Here is a 13,671-nt window from a genome sequence, read left to right as displayed (position 1 = left end):
GGTTATCTCACCCCCACACTGAAATAGAATTTTTCTGCTGCGTCCACGGGTTCTGCAGCTAAGTTGATTAGGAAACCATCTTTATCCTCATTCAGAGCAATAGTGATGTCTGTTTCAGAATCAAAGTTTGTAATACCGCCTCCATCTTGGAGAGCTGTCATGTACTGAGTAATTAATGTCATGACAAGTTGAATGCCATCATCTGAAGCAGGAATGTCATTCCCGGCTTCTTTTCGGTTCTTAATCAACGTTTTAATCTCACGGGTCAGATCGTTGTTGATCGCATCTAACACTCGAACAATCTTGTTCTTGCTGAATTTCTTATTCTTATCAGAAGTGAAGCTTGTCAGTGAGTTGATGTCTTTCTCAACTGTGACCGTCTTATCACGTGGATCGTAAGTAAATAAGAATTCACCTTTATTCATTCGATCAACAATTGCATCATTCTCTAAGCGATTGATAACATCTACCGCTCCCTCGTATTCAACAAAGGTTAAAGACTGGTTGAACGTAGCTCCAAGCCGAAGCACCTGCAACCCACGCCGTGGCAAGATCAGGCGTAACTTCTGTGCCGTCTTCAAGGACAACACCCTCAGTCACGTTAATAATTCCTTCATGATCACCACGTCCGTTTGCTATAACACCTTGGATTTTAACTCCTTGACGATCACGCAAACGTTTCACAAAAGCAATGAACGTTGCTTTCAGCTGCTCATTTTCATTTACAGGTAATGCGATGGTATCGAAATACTCATTTTCAGCCGCTTCAAGAAAAGCAGTGTAGTCTGCAACATTGGCTGAACCATTCTCACCACCTAACAGGAATGTACCTGCAGTTGGTTCCATTTGGCCTTCTCCGTCAAACTCAATATACGCATTGTTTATAAGTTCCTCAGAGTTAGAAACCGTCTGACGATCCACTTCATCTGTTCCAACAAATGTTAAAACATCGCGTTTGTCAGCTTCTAGTACGTTTTCAGAGATACGGACAGAGATTTCATTTCCTTTCTCTCCGCCATACTTAGCTGAAACACGGAGATTCTCACCCAATTGAGCTCTTGCCTTCTCCCCTGCATTTAAGCGATAGAGAAGAACCGTAGATGCTTTTTTAGCAGCTTCACGATATAGCAGCAAGGATTTATCATCAACATTCAAACCAATGCGCTTGTTCAGATCTTCTACGCTTGAGATAGGAATAAACTTCTTTGCTTCTCCCCAACTAAGCAGAACTGGCAACGCCACAATTCCACGAATACCAAGCCCAACTCTTTGCTGTGCTCGTGTCTTGAAATTAAAATAAATACCAGCACGTTGCTTTTCAATACCTTCAGTGAACGTTCCACCATTCATAGTTTTTTGACCTCCTGAGCCATAAACGCACGAATGCGCTTTTCAGCTTCTGATTTAGTAATTTGTGTTTCGGGGTAATCAAAAAGAGCACCATCTAGAATCTCTGGCCTTACGCCAAAAATTTGTCGACTGTGCTCTCTAAGCTCATAAATATAAAAAGAAGATTCTGCTGTCTTGCCTGTGCGATGACTGGTTCGACCTTCGCTTTTACAATCTTCTCTTTAACCGGAATGTCTTTGGTTACCTCTAAATCTACTTGGTTTTTAGTAACCGCAAAAGGACTATCGTACACTTTTTCTTTAGTCTTTTGGGTCTGCGAAACCTTTTCTTTTGGTTCGCTATCTTTTATCTCTTCAGCTTTCTTGCTCATTCTCTCACCTCACTTATAAACTGAACATCCTCTAACGCCACATACTCAGCACGCTCATACAAGTAGCGGCTATCCCAAGTGAGTTGAAGGATGGCTGCACCTATCTCAGACTTACGGGCTTCTATACGGTTAATTCTCACATAATCGCCCGTTTCATCGCCCTCAGGAGTGATTAGGGGAATAATACCCCTTTTCATACGAACCTCATCAGCAAGGCGTTCAGCATGGTAAAATGCTGTGCTAGAATCCACGTCAAACACTTTTACACTGAGATTGTATGATTTTTTAAATGAAGTAAGCGTATCTGGCGCATCAAAGGTGGTTGGTTGTTGAACATATAGTGCTTTCTCACCGAATCCTTCTTTGCTTTCCTGCCAAAATACACTTACTGAATGCAGCTGGTATAAGTAGCTGCCAATCGAGGCAACTTCAGGGTGAATTTTAATTTCACTCATAGCAGGTCACCTCATGTAAATTTTGTATTCATCCACTGGTTCAGCTTTATCTCTAAATCTTTTTCAAACATTCGCTCATAGATAAACTTAGCATTATCCCAGTAGTTTGAGCCATCAACCCATTTCACTTTTAACAACATGCCCTCTTTAGAAGTAGGGTCATACTCAAAGCGGCTTCCCTTCCATCGTCCTGGTACCCAACGACGATCTTTGCCACTCTTCAGATCAACGGTAAAGTGACCATCATTAACAAAAGAAGCATATTCGACGTTCGATCCTATCTCTAATGTAAGAGAGCCCTTTGTTAAATTCCAAACATTGTCTCCATCCCCTTTACCAAAGGAATTAAGGAGTCTGCTTGTATCTACGGTACGAGTTCGGATGATTTCATCTTGAACAACATCAATGAAATCCATTCCGATCCCCTCAAGCCATAGTGCCATTTCGTTTCTTAAGCTTCCGCTACCTGTTTTGGTTGCATCGCTTAGTTGCTTACGCAATTGATCTAACCCCTCAAATCTCAAAGGTTTTCACTCCTTATGCCAATAACAATTTGGTGATGGTCACGAACATTCTTAGGCTTTTGTAGAATGTACCTTGTCCCTTCCCATTCAACCGCATCATGCATCTGGATATCCGCATCTGAGAGAAACGTTATCCGCATAACCTGTGAGAACGCATTGGCAGGGTCGCCTTGAACAATGTTTTGATTCTGTTCTTCAAAGTGACAAGGGATCGCCTCCGCAATTGGCTTAGCCGGATAGCCATGCTTCACTTGATTATGATGAGAAGGCACATTATACATGGAACCTGAGCTAGTTGACTCTAAACGGTAAATATCACACTCATCGTTCAACATATCCTCAAAACTCATAAAGGTCTCATCCTCATCTTGACGTTGCCTGTCTCTTTAGGAACAGGTAACACAACATAATCTCTAAGCAGAACGGATACATCAGGCTTACGAACAGATTCACCATCAGCAAGAGTGTATGAATAATTCTCGAATTTCTCGGATTTATATCCTTTTGCTATAGATTCATCTGAATTGATCAAGGCATAAAATTGAGCCAGCTTCAGGAGAGCTAGTCTGACCTTAGTTGGAAGCGGATCATATATGTCAGTATCACTAAAGTCATGACCAACATATCGCTCCGCTTCAGTTGTCGCTTCTAAGATGTCCATCTCTAATTGAGGTTCAGGACGATTCTTTACTTTTTTGAAAGTAGTGTATGCTTTCACATCGCTTGGAGTAATCAGCATTATTCTCCCTCCGGTTTTGTGACTTCCTCCTGCAGTTGCAAGATAAGAGCAATTCGCTCTGGTCCGTTTTTAACAGTAGAAGCATCACCGGCAAGCATAAAAATTATATCCTCTTGCTCGCTTTTGCTTAATTTCTCGAGCTCTTTCTCAGAATAAATCTTAGCTAGCTTCTCTTGCTCCTCAGGTTCAATAACCTCATGATTAACGAAATCGTCCTCAGATTCACCCAGCTGCTGAACAACCTCAAATGAATCATTATTCTTAAGGTACTCACCTAGTTTTTCTGACACCGTGCGAGGAACGGCTGCTTTAAAAATCGTCCCTCCAACGTCATAGGACTTCCCTTTTTTAGGCTTTAACGTGACTTTGTACATTCATTACATCTCCTTCACGTTAATGATTTTAGAAACAGCATCCTCTTCCTCGTAAACACTGTCTAGCTTAGCAGTTAGAACGATGATGAACTTACGAGCGCGAATGTCCTTGTCGACTTCAATACGAATGTTACGAGAGAAACCAGTGATGATGTTTTTAGGATGAGTCAAGATGATCTCTGATACATCAGTCTCACCATCGCTATGCTCGTAAGGCTGCATATTCGCAATACCTGTAACCGGCACACCAAATGCAGAAGAACGACCACCTTGAACAGCAGAATCTCCTAGACCTGTTTGACGATCAGCAACACTATCCATCCATTCAATTTGGTTACCTGGTGAAGTATAGAAACGATAGTCTTGTGGTACACGAATGTATTTAGCAGGAATGGCTTTATAACCACGCTTGAATAACCCACGGCTAATTGGCTGTAATTCTGCATCTACAATGTGCGACTTTGTATTCTTACGCATACCGTTGATCTGAGCAAGGAATGGGTCATTCGAGTCCTTATCCCCATTAACCAGTAATTCTTCAATATCAACCGCAGCACGTTCTACAATTTGTTGCATGAGAGTATCTTTTAAGCTTTGACCTTCGATATTGTTTTCAAGCGTGTCATAAGTGATATTGATTTCAGCAATGACTTCTTTTGCATTTAGATTAACTGTACTCGTTGTCGGTACAGCTCTTTGTTCTTTGGTCAATGCTACATCTTCCTGACCAGGGCGAAGGATTCGTTGACCAAAACCGATCTTCTCAATCTTTTGTGTATCATGGTCCATTGGAATAACCCGAGAATCTTTTAAAATGGTTGGTGTTTCTTGAAGCATTCTAATAAATTTACTTGCTTGGGTTGGATTCATAAGTCCACCCGTTTGGAGAGAAGCCAGTGTCATTGTTGCCTTCTCAATGATTTGTTGATTACTCATTCTTGACATATAAGTGCTCCCTTCTACTGATTAAAGTAAGTTATCCCATACTGATTTTTTGATTTGTTCTTGTTGGCCATCTCCGTCTGTATCATCTTGCTTAGAGATGCCACGTGCTTTTTCAAGCTTGGTGAGACGTTCAGAAACAGGCTCGATGGCTTTTTCAACAGCTTTCATTACTGTATCTGCAAGCTCTTCGTTAGGATTATCATCCCCACCCTCTGGCTCATTAGGGCCTTCTTGCTCCTGTTGCTTCTCAAATGCATCAATACGATCATTTAAAGGCTTAACTGCCTTCTCAACCGCTGCTGTAATATCTTCTGGTTTCAAATCGTCTTCCTCCTTATTAGGTTTTTCATTTAGTGCTTTCTGCACGTCAGCTTGTGTCTCAATCTCACTAACAAGCTCAAGAAAATCTGTTGCCGCTTCTTTTAACCTTGCAAAATCAGTTACATCTGCCGTTCTGTTCTCCCAACGAGAATCATAATACTCACTATCTAAAGCGTCCCATGCAGCCCACAAGTTACGACTTTTCTGATTCCGCTTGTAGTTTTCACGCACAATTCCTTTTTGGATCGGTTCTCCAAGAAAGAAATTTTTAATAACTTGCATGAGACCTTTTTCAGTTTTATCGATGGTTGAAGATGCATCCTCGCTCTTTTCAATGGTTTCCGCTAGACCAACCATGCTAAATCCTGTGACATCACCATTTTTAATAGATTCCAAGCTATCAGCGTCAGAGACTTTGACCGTCATCACCCACGTACCAGCTGTGATATCGTCATCACCAAGCTTCATATCAGTCTTAGCAATCCAAGACTCGACGACTTCACCAACGCTAGAAGCAAAATCATGCTGCTTATCAATGTTGCGGTAATCAGAAAGGAATTGATGAGCTGCTTTTTCAATCTCCGTTGCCGTCATGTAATCCTCGTGAGCATCAAGCACATCCGGTTCATAGACAACACCAGTGACCAGTTGCTGTTCCTCATTGGACTTAACGATCTTAACCTCTTTATTGAAATCAGGTTGCTTGTCTGACTTCATGATGGCAAACTTCTTTCCATTCGCTCCCTTGTTCACTAGGGAAACATGCGTAATTTGTGCATTCGTTAACTCTCTAGCCATTTTTCATTTCACCTCCCTTCAAGAATTAAATGACACCAAGATCAGCAAGAGCCTGACGTCTTATTTCTTCTTTTTCTTCTTTGCTTAAACCCAAAATAGCCTGATCCACTTCAGGACCAGACGTGCAATGACAGTTTATTCTCTCTTTAGGGCTTAAGCTCACATCTCTTGGATACTGGGCAAGCTCGTTACTGTCAGGGATAACAAAATAATCATCAACACCAACGACCGTTCCATCAAGCATCATATGATTCTCACGTGGCTTGCTGTACTTAGCACCGCTATGTTTCCATCGCTTACCTGTTACTGCAGGAGATTGACTATAGCTTTCCTGTTGAGCCACAGAGGAAGCAGTTAGCACTTCTGTAATAGCCGTCGCTCTAGCCCGTTCTCTGGAGAACTGAGGAAGTTTAGATAATTCAAGTTCTATCTTTGCAATGCCATGACCCTCACTGATTCCATTAACAAGTATCTTCTCAACCGCTTCATGAGCCGTATTCTTCATAAGCTCTCCCAGTTGTTCTGACCACTCTTCAATCCATGTGACCGTTCGATTGGAAAGCACCTCAAGCGGAATATCTTGATCAATTGTACCCATGATGACTGAAGCAAAATCAGTTACCGATAGATTAAAGAATTCAACTGCTTCTTGACTCAATTCCGTAGCGAATGAATCCTCTATGAATATCTGTTCCCTCAAGTAAGTAAGTAGGTTCTCCAATACTTCGGCATCGTCTTTAGCAATAAAGGCCTTAACACTATCCAAAATAAACTTACGTTGTTTCCTAAGAAGCCGGGCAATAATGGTTTCAAAGTTTTCAACCATATCTTCAACTTTTTCTTTGCCTTCAAAATCAGGAAGCGTATCAATAAGAGAATTCTCACCATCAGCTTCTTTGCGTATAAAGCTGTTGATACTGTGAATAAGCTCATCAACTTTAGACATCTTTCTTATCCACCAAAATATCTCTCAAATCTTTTAAGATGGTCACCAGTTGAACTTGATGACCAGGTTCTTTGGATTTAAGAATGTTAAACGGATCAGCAGCTGATGAGGTCTTGTTCATCGGTCGATTGAATATTTCTTCTGGCCATTCTTCAAGCGTCTTGCCAAGTACCTTGCCCAAGGTATCTCTTAAATCATTTGGCGAAGTAGCCTGTGCATTTACAAACGGAGTAAGTACCTTAGCTATTTCAAGTGGGTCCCTAAAATCAGGTCCCCTCATCGTTAATCGTACAAGGTTCATTTCAAGATCCGGAAGAATCAAGGTGTTCATCTTTCCTGCAATGGTAGAACGCTCAGGCTGAAATACTTGTTCCTCAGTGATTTTACGAGCTGTATCAGCTGTAGCCTTGTTATATTCATCCGCTTCACCTGTATATAAAGGTGGAAGCCTGAAAGCACTTCGCATCTTACTACGGTGAGTAGCATCGTATTCAAGAAATAAAGCATCTTGTTGCACCATTTCAGCAAGACTCTTAATGTCAATTTTCACATTTGATAGTTTCTCTTCACCCGTGTCATTCTCCGTCTCCATCCCTTGAACCTCAAGCAATAGAAATTTATGTGCTTGTTCAATGCCCTGCATATCTTTGAGATAACTCTCCATTTGTGTATACGATTCTTCAGAAAGCATTCCGTTTTGAACCATGATGGCTGCAGGCATATGACGGCCATTTTTGAAATACATATAGTTCAACTCTTCTGCTTTTCTTGCTCCATATGCATTTAATAAATGTCCTAGCCAACGGGGTTTACCGTATGCTGCACTCCCAATCTTAAAATGAATAACTTCATTAGCTAGGTAGGTATCAGGTACATTGTCTCCAAACTCACCGGTGCGACTATCCATGATTCGAGGATCACCATATTCTTTAAAATAGATGGTTTTATTACTGATCCTCTGAGCATAGCGACGAAATGTACGTCGCCTTGTTACTTTTTCAGGATTTCCGTTACGTGTGATCAATGTTTCAACATCTACTGGTTCAGTCTTTTTGCAAACTCTCGTGTAAAGAGCGTCCATATAGCTCAGCTCATCAGGCTCATCACTGCCATTTCTAATGACTTCAAGGTATCCATTCCCTGTTTTTTCGCGATCCTCAATCATATAGCCAAAGACCGTTTCAGGTCCTTCATCTAAGCTGAAGTACTTCACAAATTCCTCTAACCTAACCCATTCTGATTCAGCTTGCGTCTTTTGTGGTTGTTCAACAGATTTAGCATTGAAATCAAACGTATATTCAGGATGGAAACCAAAGCCCACTATATTGGTTTTGTAGGCATCAATACATTGCTGAAGAATCGTAGAGTATTCTGCAATGTCCTTGAGCTCCTGCATATTTATAGGGGGTTCAAGAATTAATTCACCATAATGATCGCCGAATGTGTCAGGATGGATTTGTTTACTAGATGCACTTTCACCTGTATCAGCTTTGACAACTCTTGCATTTACTTTCGGTTGACTCATACATTACCTCCTTACTGGATTCGGTCGCTGGCGTTCCTTAAGCTTCTCTTTAAGGTCAGCCACTTCATAATCATCTAACGCGTACCAAATAGCTGAGAGGGTGTGTGGATCAATTTCAAATTCATCCAAGATGATCTCTCCCAATTTATTCTTAGCATAGGTCAGATCCTTCAACTCATAAATGGTGTTCTCGCATCGATCAGAGCAGATGATCTTCTTAAAGCGCTTGACCTTCTTTGTGTACTGCAGACGAGAGCCAGGGAACTTCTTTGAACCTCTCATGTTGAAATGTTGCTGTCTAAAGTACTTGATCGTCTTAGGCTCAGCCGAATCCGCTTTGATCAATTCCTGTGTCTCTCTAAATTCATCTAAATCCTCAGCAGTAAAATCATCCGTTTGTTGATTTTTATAGTACTCCCAATAGATATATAGGATGCTTTTCTCATGATCGACAGCTAGCCGCACAACCGCGTTATAGGATTCTTCAAAACCAAAGTCCATCCCCACTCGTTTTAATGGACGGTTAATAGCTGCAATGTTTTTCATTACTTCCATGTGAGGAGCTGTCTCAAACTGAGGTAAGACACGAACCCCGTTCACACCAAAACGACCTAAACGCGCAATGCGGTAGAGGTCTGGATCATACTCTTTTAATTCTTCCAACTGGTGAATATAATCTCTTGGTAAAAATAGATTATCCTCAGCTGTGGAATGATGATATAAGGTATTCCCGACAACCATGGACCGATTCTCATACAGTTCTTCATCATCAATCACAATTCTTTTATTGCGCTCGTCTTTAAAGAAATGTTTATACGTCCAGTTGTTCTTGCCTATCGGGTTGGTTGAAGCAATCATGTGAAGCTTTAAAGCAGGATGTCTTAATCGTCCAATTAACTCTTTATAGCCTGCGTACTTGAGTTCAGAACCTTCTTCAACCCATATGAGAGAAACGTTGTTGATTGATTTTAATTTAGCAGGCTTGTCCATCCCTTTGAAAATGATCTTACTTCCATTAGGAAACCTAACCTGCATAGGAGAACTAACGAATTTAATATAATCTGATAAATCCATGCTCTCGACGATTTCCTCTAGCAGAGCAAAGGTTGAGTCCCTATGAGTGTCATAGACTTCCCTAACAACAAGTGCTGTCCGTTTCTCATCAAGGAGCTTTAGAATAACTTTCAATCCCACATGATAACTCTTAGAAGATCCATAGCCACCTACAAGAAACATGAACTTCTGATTCCAATCGAAAAGGAAATCCTCAAAGTGTGGATTGACTTCTTTTTCAATCATTTGTCTCACCTGCACGTGCTTCTTTACGCTTAATCGTTATCTTTAAGGACTCATTGATATCTTTTTCTTTCTGAGCCTTCTTCTTATCAAGCGCTAGTCTCTCAGTATCAATGTGCTGCTTGTGATCAAACACATGTGTCATTTCAAAGTACTGCTTAATTGCCTTTTGTTTAAGTGTTTGGACACGAGAAAGAGCATCCTCAAGTTTTAGGATGTCATCAATCTTTCTAAATTGCGTCGTTTCTTCTTCAACAGGAACCATCTTATAACCATCAACAATTCTCTTTGTTTTCTTATAAGTGTTAGGGTCCTCAAACTCAACAGATTGCTTCACGTTCCTTCGTTGCTTCAAGACACGGATTTCTTTTTCATTAAGACCTTCCGTAGCAAGCTTAATACGTTGAAGCATCCTCTTTTCCCTTATGGTTAAGACACGAATGTTTTCATCTATCTGAGCATAGGGGGAAGCATCGACCACATAAAACAATTCTTTTTCTTTATCATCTAACTCATCGAAAAGAATTGACTCATATTCACCTGTGGTGCGTGCGTTCTTATTACCTAAAGGAGCAAAGCCACCTATGTTACCTGCAGCATTACGGTTGCCCTGCGGTGCTCCTCCCTCATTACCTACCGCATTTTTATTACCTTGTGGCGCTCCACGTTTAGTAACGTTACCATTGGTTTCATTAGTTACGTTACCATTGAGAACACCTTCCCAATCGTCTTGATTTTTCCACTTTCTTATCTGGGAAGCAGATACCCCGACTTGCTCAGCAATGTCTACTAATTTCGCTTGACCACTACTGTCTAGCCAAAGCCGAAGCGCTTCATCTCTCTTAGGACTTCTGCCTCTAGCCATCTACATCATCACCCACCCCCACTTTCTAATTGAGTTGTGTTTGTTTCATAGTTCTTCGTCTTTCTGCAATTCTATGTCTAACTCTATTAATTTTTTAAGGTCGTCCACCGTGCTGAGCTGTATATGTCCATTCTGGAAGTCTGTCACCCATCGAGATATCCCCGCGCGGACAATTTTTCGGTAGCGATCCTTTGATTCTTGGATATGCTCAATCTGCTCCGCTTGATGTCTCAATAGGAGTTCGTCTTGCTCTTCAATCGAGACCGAACATTCGTTTGTATTTTTCATTGCCTTACCCCCGACCTTTCACATATACTGAAAGCGAGATAGCGACATCTAAGAAACTGTGCACAGTATTCACGCTATCTCTGTCGGTTTTCCGGCATCTGTTGAAGGGGGTGTTTACAGCACCCTCTTTTTCTTATTTCTTAAACATCTGCTTGGCTATTTGCTCTGCTATCCCCTTCATCATTAAAGGCGGTACGCTCATTCCACACACATATTTAACTGAAGCATTCATGAAATCATAATCCTGAGGGAATGACTGCATATGGATGATATCTCTGTCTGATACTTGATAAGGCTCATTAAACCGAATAAAGACTGAATTGCTTGCGATGGTTGGCGGTACATCATTGTCATGTAATAAAGCTGAATTAAAGTTAGACTCCTTGCCTTCAGTCCGCTTTGTTATATCTCCAATGTTTTTATCTTTAGACTGTCTTTTGATCCATCTACGGTACGTAACCGAAGACTCATTGAGCTTGAGGCCTTTACCTGACTTAAATTCCTTATAGAGTATCGGCTTCTGATCAAACGCTAGTTGTACTTTTGGCAAATTCAAATCTTTTCTACGTCCAATAAAAAAGACCCGCTCTCTTCTTTGCGGGACTCCCATGGTTGCGCTATTCAATTTAAACAACTGCACATCATAACCAATGCGTGTAGCATGCTCATAAATCAGTTTTACAAAGCCTTTGGCAGCCCCTTTAATAATTCCGGTTACGTTCTCGGCCACAAACACTTTTGGTCTTAATCGGTCAACCACATCTAGGTACTCAAAAAACAGATCATCCAACATCTGTTCAGCTTGCCCTTCACGAAATACCTTTTGTTTCCCCCACGCTTCCTCTCGATCTCCTGAGGTTGAAAATACACTGCATGGCGGTGATCCATCCAATATATCCAAATTCATGAGTTCTTCTGGGTACTTCTCAGCCTTCTTAAATTGGCGCACATCCATTTTATAAGGATACATGGGGTCAATGTTCGCTTTGTATAGTTTCATCATCTGTGGGTCGATCTCGCAGTTTCCTACTACATCATAACCTGCTAGTTTATAACCCATGGACGATCCACCACCACAAGAGAAAATGCTAAACACTTTTAAGTCATTCTTTTTAATGTGCTTCAGCTGCTCTAATCTCCACTGGTACGTAATATCTGTCATGCTCTCACCTACTCGTTGTAATGAAATCCGCATTTAGGGCACTTATGAGTAAAGTCATCCTCATCATAGTCATCAAATGAGAGCTCCTGGTTGTCTCTAATAGATGAACCTCCTTCGCCCTCGATGTCTGCAAGTGCTTGTTCTAGTTCTTCCTCACTAAAGCCTGTAAGCGTCAGATCGATATCTGTTTCGTTTAACTCATCTAAGACTCTTTGTAATTTAAACTCGTCCCAATCGCCACCAATTTTATTAAGAGCGATATTCATAGCCTTTTCTTGTGCATCCGTCAGATTAACAACTGAAACTTGCAAGCGCTTCGGTTTAGATTCCATTAACACCTTGTACCTTTGATGTCCTCCCACAAGATTTCCTGTCTGTTCATTCCATATTAGTGGCTCTACATAACCAAATTCATTTATTGATCGCTTAAGTTTTTCATATTCCTCATCACCCGGTTGTAAATCTACTCTCGGATTGTATGGTGCAGGGTTAATCTTTGAAATTTCCACTTCTTTAATAATCATTTTTAACACTCCTGTATATAACCAAAAAGAGAACCATCCGTTTGGATAGCCCCCTTTTTATGCATTATGTTCTTCTGTATTTATGAGGTAAACATTCAATCATGGCATATAAATAACCTGATTTAAGTTTATTTTCCTCAATTTCTTGATACAATTGTTTTCTTTTCTCTTCGTAAGGCACTACAAACTCTTTGGTAATTGCCTCTTCAAACTTCGGCCATGTTTGATACGCTTGTTTCGCAACAGATATTTTTGCATCAAGCTTAGCAATATCATCCTTGAGCTTATACTCATCGAGTTGATCTAGTTTTTCATACAGTTCTTTTGCGAGTTCATGCTTTCCTTCTTCCAATGCTGACATAACTAACACCCCCTGCCACCATATTCGACAGCAAGGTTCAATTTCCTGCTAATTCATCCCTTTTATACTGTCTAAACCTATCCTGAGTTAATACAACCAAAAAGAAAGCCACCCAGTTGGATGACTCTTTGTTTAAGTATTTATTCACAAAAGTATTCATGGTATATTACTGTTGAAATAGCACAGGCAATCTTTTTGACATTCGCTTTAACTTCTTTTTCATCTAATTCTCTACCTTTTTCTTGTTCAAGTTTAAGGCGTTTCCATTCAGATTTAAGAATTATTTGCTGTATATCCATTATCTTATCTTGTATAAGTAAAGTCTCTTCTGACGCGCTAGTTGTTTTAGGATTAACAATATTGTAATAATCGCTTACCATTACATTACTTAGAGCTTTACTTATAATTTCAGAAGGATTAAGGTACAGAATTATTAAGTTTTTTTTATGTATTAATTCTCTGCTTTCTTCATTTAGGTCGTAGCCTTTAGTTTCGAGTCCATTATCTCTAAGTATTCTATTTTCATCTTGACGATGTTTGATAGAGAACGATGTATTATTGTAATCTGCAAACTTTTCTCTCAAAGAATTTAACCACTTTATTCTTTCAGTACTTATTGTATTAACATATAAATTTTTTTTGTTAGATAATAAATTTAGAATAACAACAACAATCGTAACAATAAAACCTAAAAATGTAACTATTACAGCAAAAAAAGCAACCAGATCACTTACTTGAGCATTTTTAATTATCCATTCAATTATCCATATACCAATTTTATGCTTTAATTCTAACATATCATCCCTCCACCCATATTATAGCAGAGAT

The 13,671-nt window shown here is 40.2% G+C and carries 18 protein-coding genes and 1 pseudogene; all 19 read right to left on the bottom strand.

Annotated features, from left to right (window positions below):
* Nucleotides 1-2 precede the first annotated feature (2 nt).
* Nucleotides 3-1,350: pseudogene (locus tag NDM98_RS00215) on the bottom strand (phage tail sheath family protein).
* Nucleotides 1,347-1,502: a YqzN/YkzM domain-containing protein gene (locus tag NDM98_RS00210; RefSeq protein WP_251608832.1), complete on the bottom strand. Its 156-nt coding sequence runs from the start codon at nt 1,500-1,502 to the stop codon at nt 1,347-1,349. Before NDM98_RS00210 ends, NDM98_RS00215 begins: the two are co-directional and overlap by 4 nt.
* Nucleotides 1,460-1,720, bottom strand: a complete 261-nt coding sequence (locus tag NDM98_RS00205; protein WP_251603025.1) for a hypothetical protein — start codon at nt 1,718-1,720, stop codon at nt 1,460-1,462. The genes NDM98_RS00210 and NDM98_RS00205 overlap by 43 nt, the downstream gene beginning before the upstream one ends.
* Nucleotides 1,717-2,175, bottom strand: a complete 459-nt coding sequence (locus NDM98_RS00200; RefSeq protein WP_251603022.1) for a phage portal protein — start codon at nt 2,173-2,175, stop codon at nt 1,717-1,719. Before NDM98_RS00200 ends, NDM98_RS00205 begins: the two co-directional genes overlap by 4 nt.
* Nucleotides 2,176-2,186: 11 nt before the next feature.
* Nucleotides 2,187-2,699, bottom strand: coding sequence for an HK97 gp10 family phage protein (locus NDM98_RS00195; RefSeq protein WP_251603019.1), 513 nt, complete (start codon nt 2,697-2,699; stop codon nt 2,187-2,189).
* Nucleotides 2,696-3,049, bottom strand: coding sequence for a DUF3599 family protein (locus NDM98_RS00190; RefSeq protein ID WP_251603016.1), 354 nt, complete (start codon nt 3,047-3,049; stop codon nt 2,696-2,698). Before NDM98_RS00190 ends, NDM98_RS00195 begins: the two co-directional genes overlap by 4 nt.
* Nucleotides 3,046-3,438, bottom strand: a complete 393-nt coding sequence (gene yqbG / locus NDM98_RS00185; RefSeq protein WP_251603013.1) for a protein YqbG — start codon at nt 3,436-3,438, stop codon at nt 3,046-3,048. Before yqbG ends, NDM98_RS00190 begins: the two co-directional genes overlap by 4 nt.
* Nucleotides 3,438-3,812, bottom strand: a complete 375-nt coding sequence (locus NDM98_RS00180; RefSeq protein ID WP_251603010.1) for a YqbF domain-containing protein — start codon at nt 3,810-3,812, stop codon at nt 3,438-3,440. Before NDM98_RS00180 ends, yqbG begins: the two co-directional genes overlap by 1 nt.
* Before the next feature lie 3 nt (nt 3,813-3,815).
* Entirely contained in the window at nt 3,816-4,748 is a 933-nt protein-coding gene (locus NDM98_RS00175) for a phage major capsid protein (RefSeq protein ID WP_251608830.1), read from the bottom strand.
* Nucleotides 4,749-4,778: 30 nt separating this feature from the next.
* Nucleotides 4,779-5,876 (bottom strand): XkdF-like putative serine protease domain-containing protein, encoded by a 1,098-nt coding sequence (locus tag NDM98_RS00170; RefSeq protein ID WP_251603007.1) that lies wholly within the window; start codon nt 5,874-5,876, stop codon nt 4,779-4,781.
* A 25-nt stretch (nt 5,877-5,901) separates the two neighbouring features.
* Nucleotides 5,902-6,822, bottom strand: a complete 921-nt coding sequence (locus tag NDM98_RS00165) for a phage minor head protein (protein WP_251603004.1) — start codon at nt 6,820-6,822, stop codon at nt 5,902-5,904.
* Nucleotides 6,815-8,347: a phage portal protein gene (locus tag NDM98_RS00160; RefSeq protein ID WP_251603000.1), complete on the bottom strand. Its 1,533-nt coding sequence runs from the start codon at nt 8,345-8,347 to the stop codon at nt 6,815-6,817. Before NDM98_RS00160 ends, NDM98_RS00165 begins: the two co-directional genes overlap by 8 nt.
* 3 nt (nt 8,348-8,350) lie before the next feature.
* The gene (locus NDM98_RS00155) at nt 8,351-9,643 is read right to left on the bottom strand and encodes a PBSX family phage terminase large subunit (RefSeq protein ID WP_251608827.1); all 1,293 of its coding nucleotides are present in this window, start codon (nt 9,641-9,643) and stop codon (nt 8,351-8,353) included.
* Nucleotides 9,639-10,508 carry a phage terminase small subunit gene (gene terS, locus NDM98_RS00150; RefSeq protein WP_251602997.1) on the bottom strand — a complete coding sequence of 290 codons (870 nt, stop codon included), beginning with the start codon at nt 10,506-10,508 and terminating at the stop codon, nt 9,639-9,641. Before terS ends, NDM98_RS00155 begins: the two co-directional genes overlap by 5 nt.
* Nucleotides 10,509-10,553: 45 nt before the next feature.
* Nucleotides 10,554-10,796, bottom strand: a complete 243-nt coding sequence (locus NDM98_RS00145) for a hypothetical protein (protein ID WP_251602994.1) — start codon at nt 10,794-10,796, stop codon at nt 10,554-10,556.
* A gap of 133 nt (nt 10,797-10,929) precedes the next feature.
* A complete protein-coding gene (locus NDM98_RS00140; RefSeq protein ID WP_251602991.1) occupies nt 10,930-11,958 on the bottom strand; it encodes a DNA cytosine methyltransferase in 1,029 nt (342 codons plus the stop codon).
* An 8-nt stretch (nt 11,959-11,966) separates the two neighbouring features.
* On the bottom strand, nt 11,967-12,482 hold the full coding sequence (locus tag NDM98_RS00135) for a ParB N-terminal domain-containing protein (protein ID WP_251602988.1): 516 nt from the start codon (nt 12,480-12,482) through the stop codon (nt 11,967-11,969).
* A gap of 64 nt (nt 12,483-12,546) precedes the next feature.
* On the bottom strand, nt 12,547-12,843 hold the full coding sequence (locus tag NDM98_RS00130) for a hypothetical protein (RefSeq protein ID WP_251602985.1): 297 nt from the start codon (nt 12,841-12,843) through the stop codon (nt 12,547-12,549).
* A gap of 140 nt (nt 12,844-12,983) precedes the next feature.
* Entirely contained in the window at nt 12,984-13,640 is a 657-nt protein-coding gene (locus NDM98_RS00125; protein ID WP_251602982.1) for a hypothetical protein, read from the bottom strand.
* Nucleotides 13,641-13,671 lie beyond the last annotated feature (31 nt).

Source organism: Alkalicoccobacillus plakortidis (assembly GCF_023703085.1).
Classification (GTDB): Bacteria; Bacillota; Bacilli; order Bacillales; family Bacillaceae_D; genus Alkalicoccobacillus; species Alkalicoccobacillus plakortidis.
The sequence above is the reverse complement of the archived record's forward strand: the minus strand, read 5'-3'. Positions and strand labels throughout refer to the sequence as shown.

Excerpts from the sequence above, each read along its gene's own strand:
- NDM98_RS00205 (WP_251603025.1), bottom strand. The coding sequence starts at position 1,720 with ATGAGCAAGAAAGCTGAAGAGATAAAAGATAGCGAACCAAAAGAAAAG.
- NDM98_RS00200 (WP_251603022.1), bottom strand. The coding sequence starts at position 2,175 with ATGAGTGAAATTAAAATTCACCCTGAAGTTGCCTCGATTGGCAGCTAC.
- NDM98_RS00190 (WP_251603016.1), bottom strand. The coding sequence starts at position 3,049 with ATGAGTTTTGAGGATATGTTGAACGATGAGTGTGATATTTACCGTTTA.
- yqbG (WP_251603013.1), bottom strand. The coding sequence starts at position 3,438 with ATGCTGATTACTCCAAGCGATGTGAAAGCATACACTACTTTCAAAAAA.
- NDM98_RS00180 (WP_251603010.1), bottom strand. The coding sequence starts at position 3,812 with ATGTACAAAGTCACGTTAAAGCCTAAAAAAGGGAAGTCCTATGACGTT.
- NDM98_RS00175 (WP_251608830.1), bottom strand. The coding sequence starts at position 4,748 with ATGAGTAATCAACAAATCATTGAGAAGGCAACAATGACACTGGCTTCT.
- NDM98_RS00170 (WP_251603007.1), bottom strand. The coding sequence starts at position 5,876 with ATGGCTAGAGAGTTAACGAATGCACAAATTACGCATGTTTCCCTAGTG.
- NDM98_RS00165 (WP_251603004.1), bottom strand. The coding sequence starts at position 6,822 with ATGTCTAAAGTTGATGAGCTTATTCACAGTATCAACAGCTTTATACGC.
- NDM98_RS00160 (WP_251603000.1), bottom strand. The coding sequence starts at position 8,347 with ATGAGTCAACCGAAAGTAAATGCAAGAGTTGTCAAAGCTGATACAGGT.
- terS (WP_251602997.1), bottom strand. The coding sequence starts at position 10,508 with ATGGCTAGAGGCAGAAGTCCTAAGAGAGATGAAGCGCTTCGGCTTTGG.
- NDM98_RS00145 (WP_251602994.1), bottom strand. The coding sequence starts at position 10,796 with ATGAAAAATACAAACGAATGTTCGGTCTCGATTGAAGAGCAAGACGAA.
- NDM98_RS00140 (WP_251602991.1), bottom strand. The coding sequence starts at position 11,958 with ATGACAGATATTACGTACCAGTGGAGATTAGAGCAGCTGAAGCACATT.
- NDM98_RS00135 (WP_251602988.1), bottom strand. The coding sequence starts at position 12,482 with ATGATTATTAAAGAAGTGGAAATTTCAAAGATTAACCCTGCACCATAC.
- NDM98_RS00130 (WP_251602985.1), bottom strand. The coding sequence starts at position 12,843 with ATGTCAGCATTGGAAGAAGGAAAGCATGAACTCGCAAAAGAACTGTAT.
- NDM98_RS00125 (WP_251602982.1), bottom strand. The coding sequence starts at position 13,640 with ATGTTAGAATTAAAGCATAAAATTGGTATATGGATAATTGAATGGATA.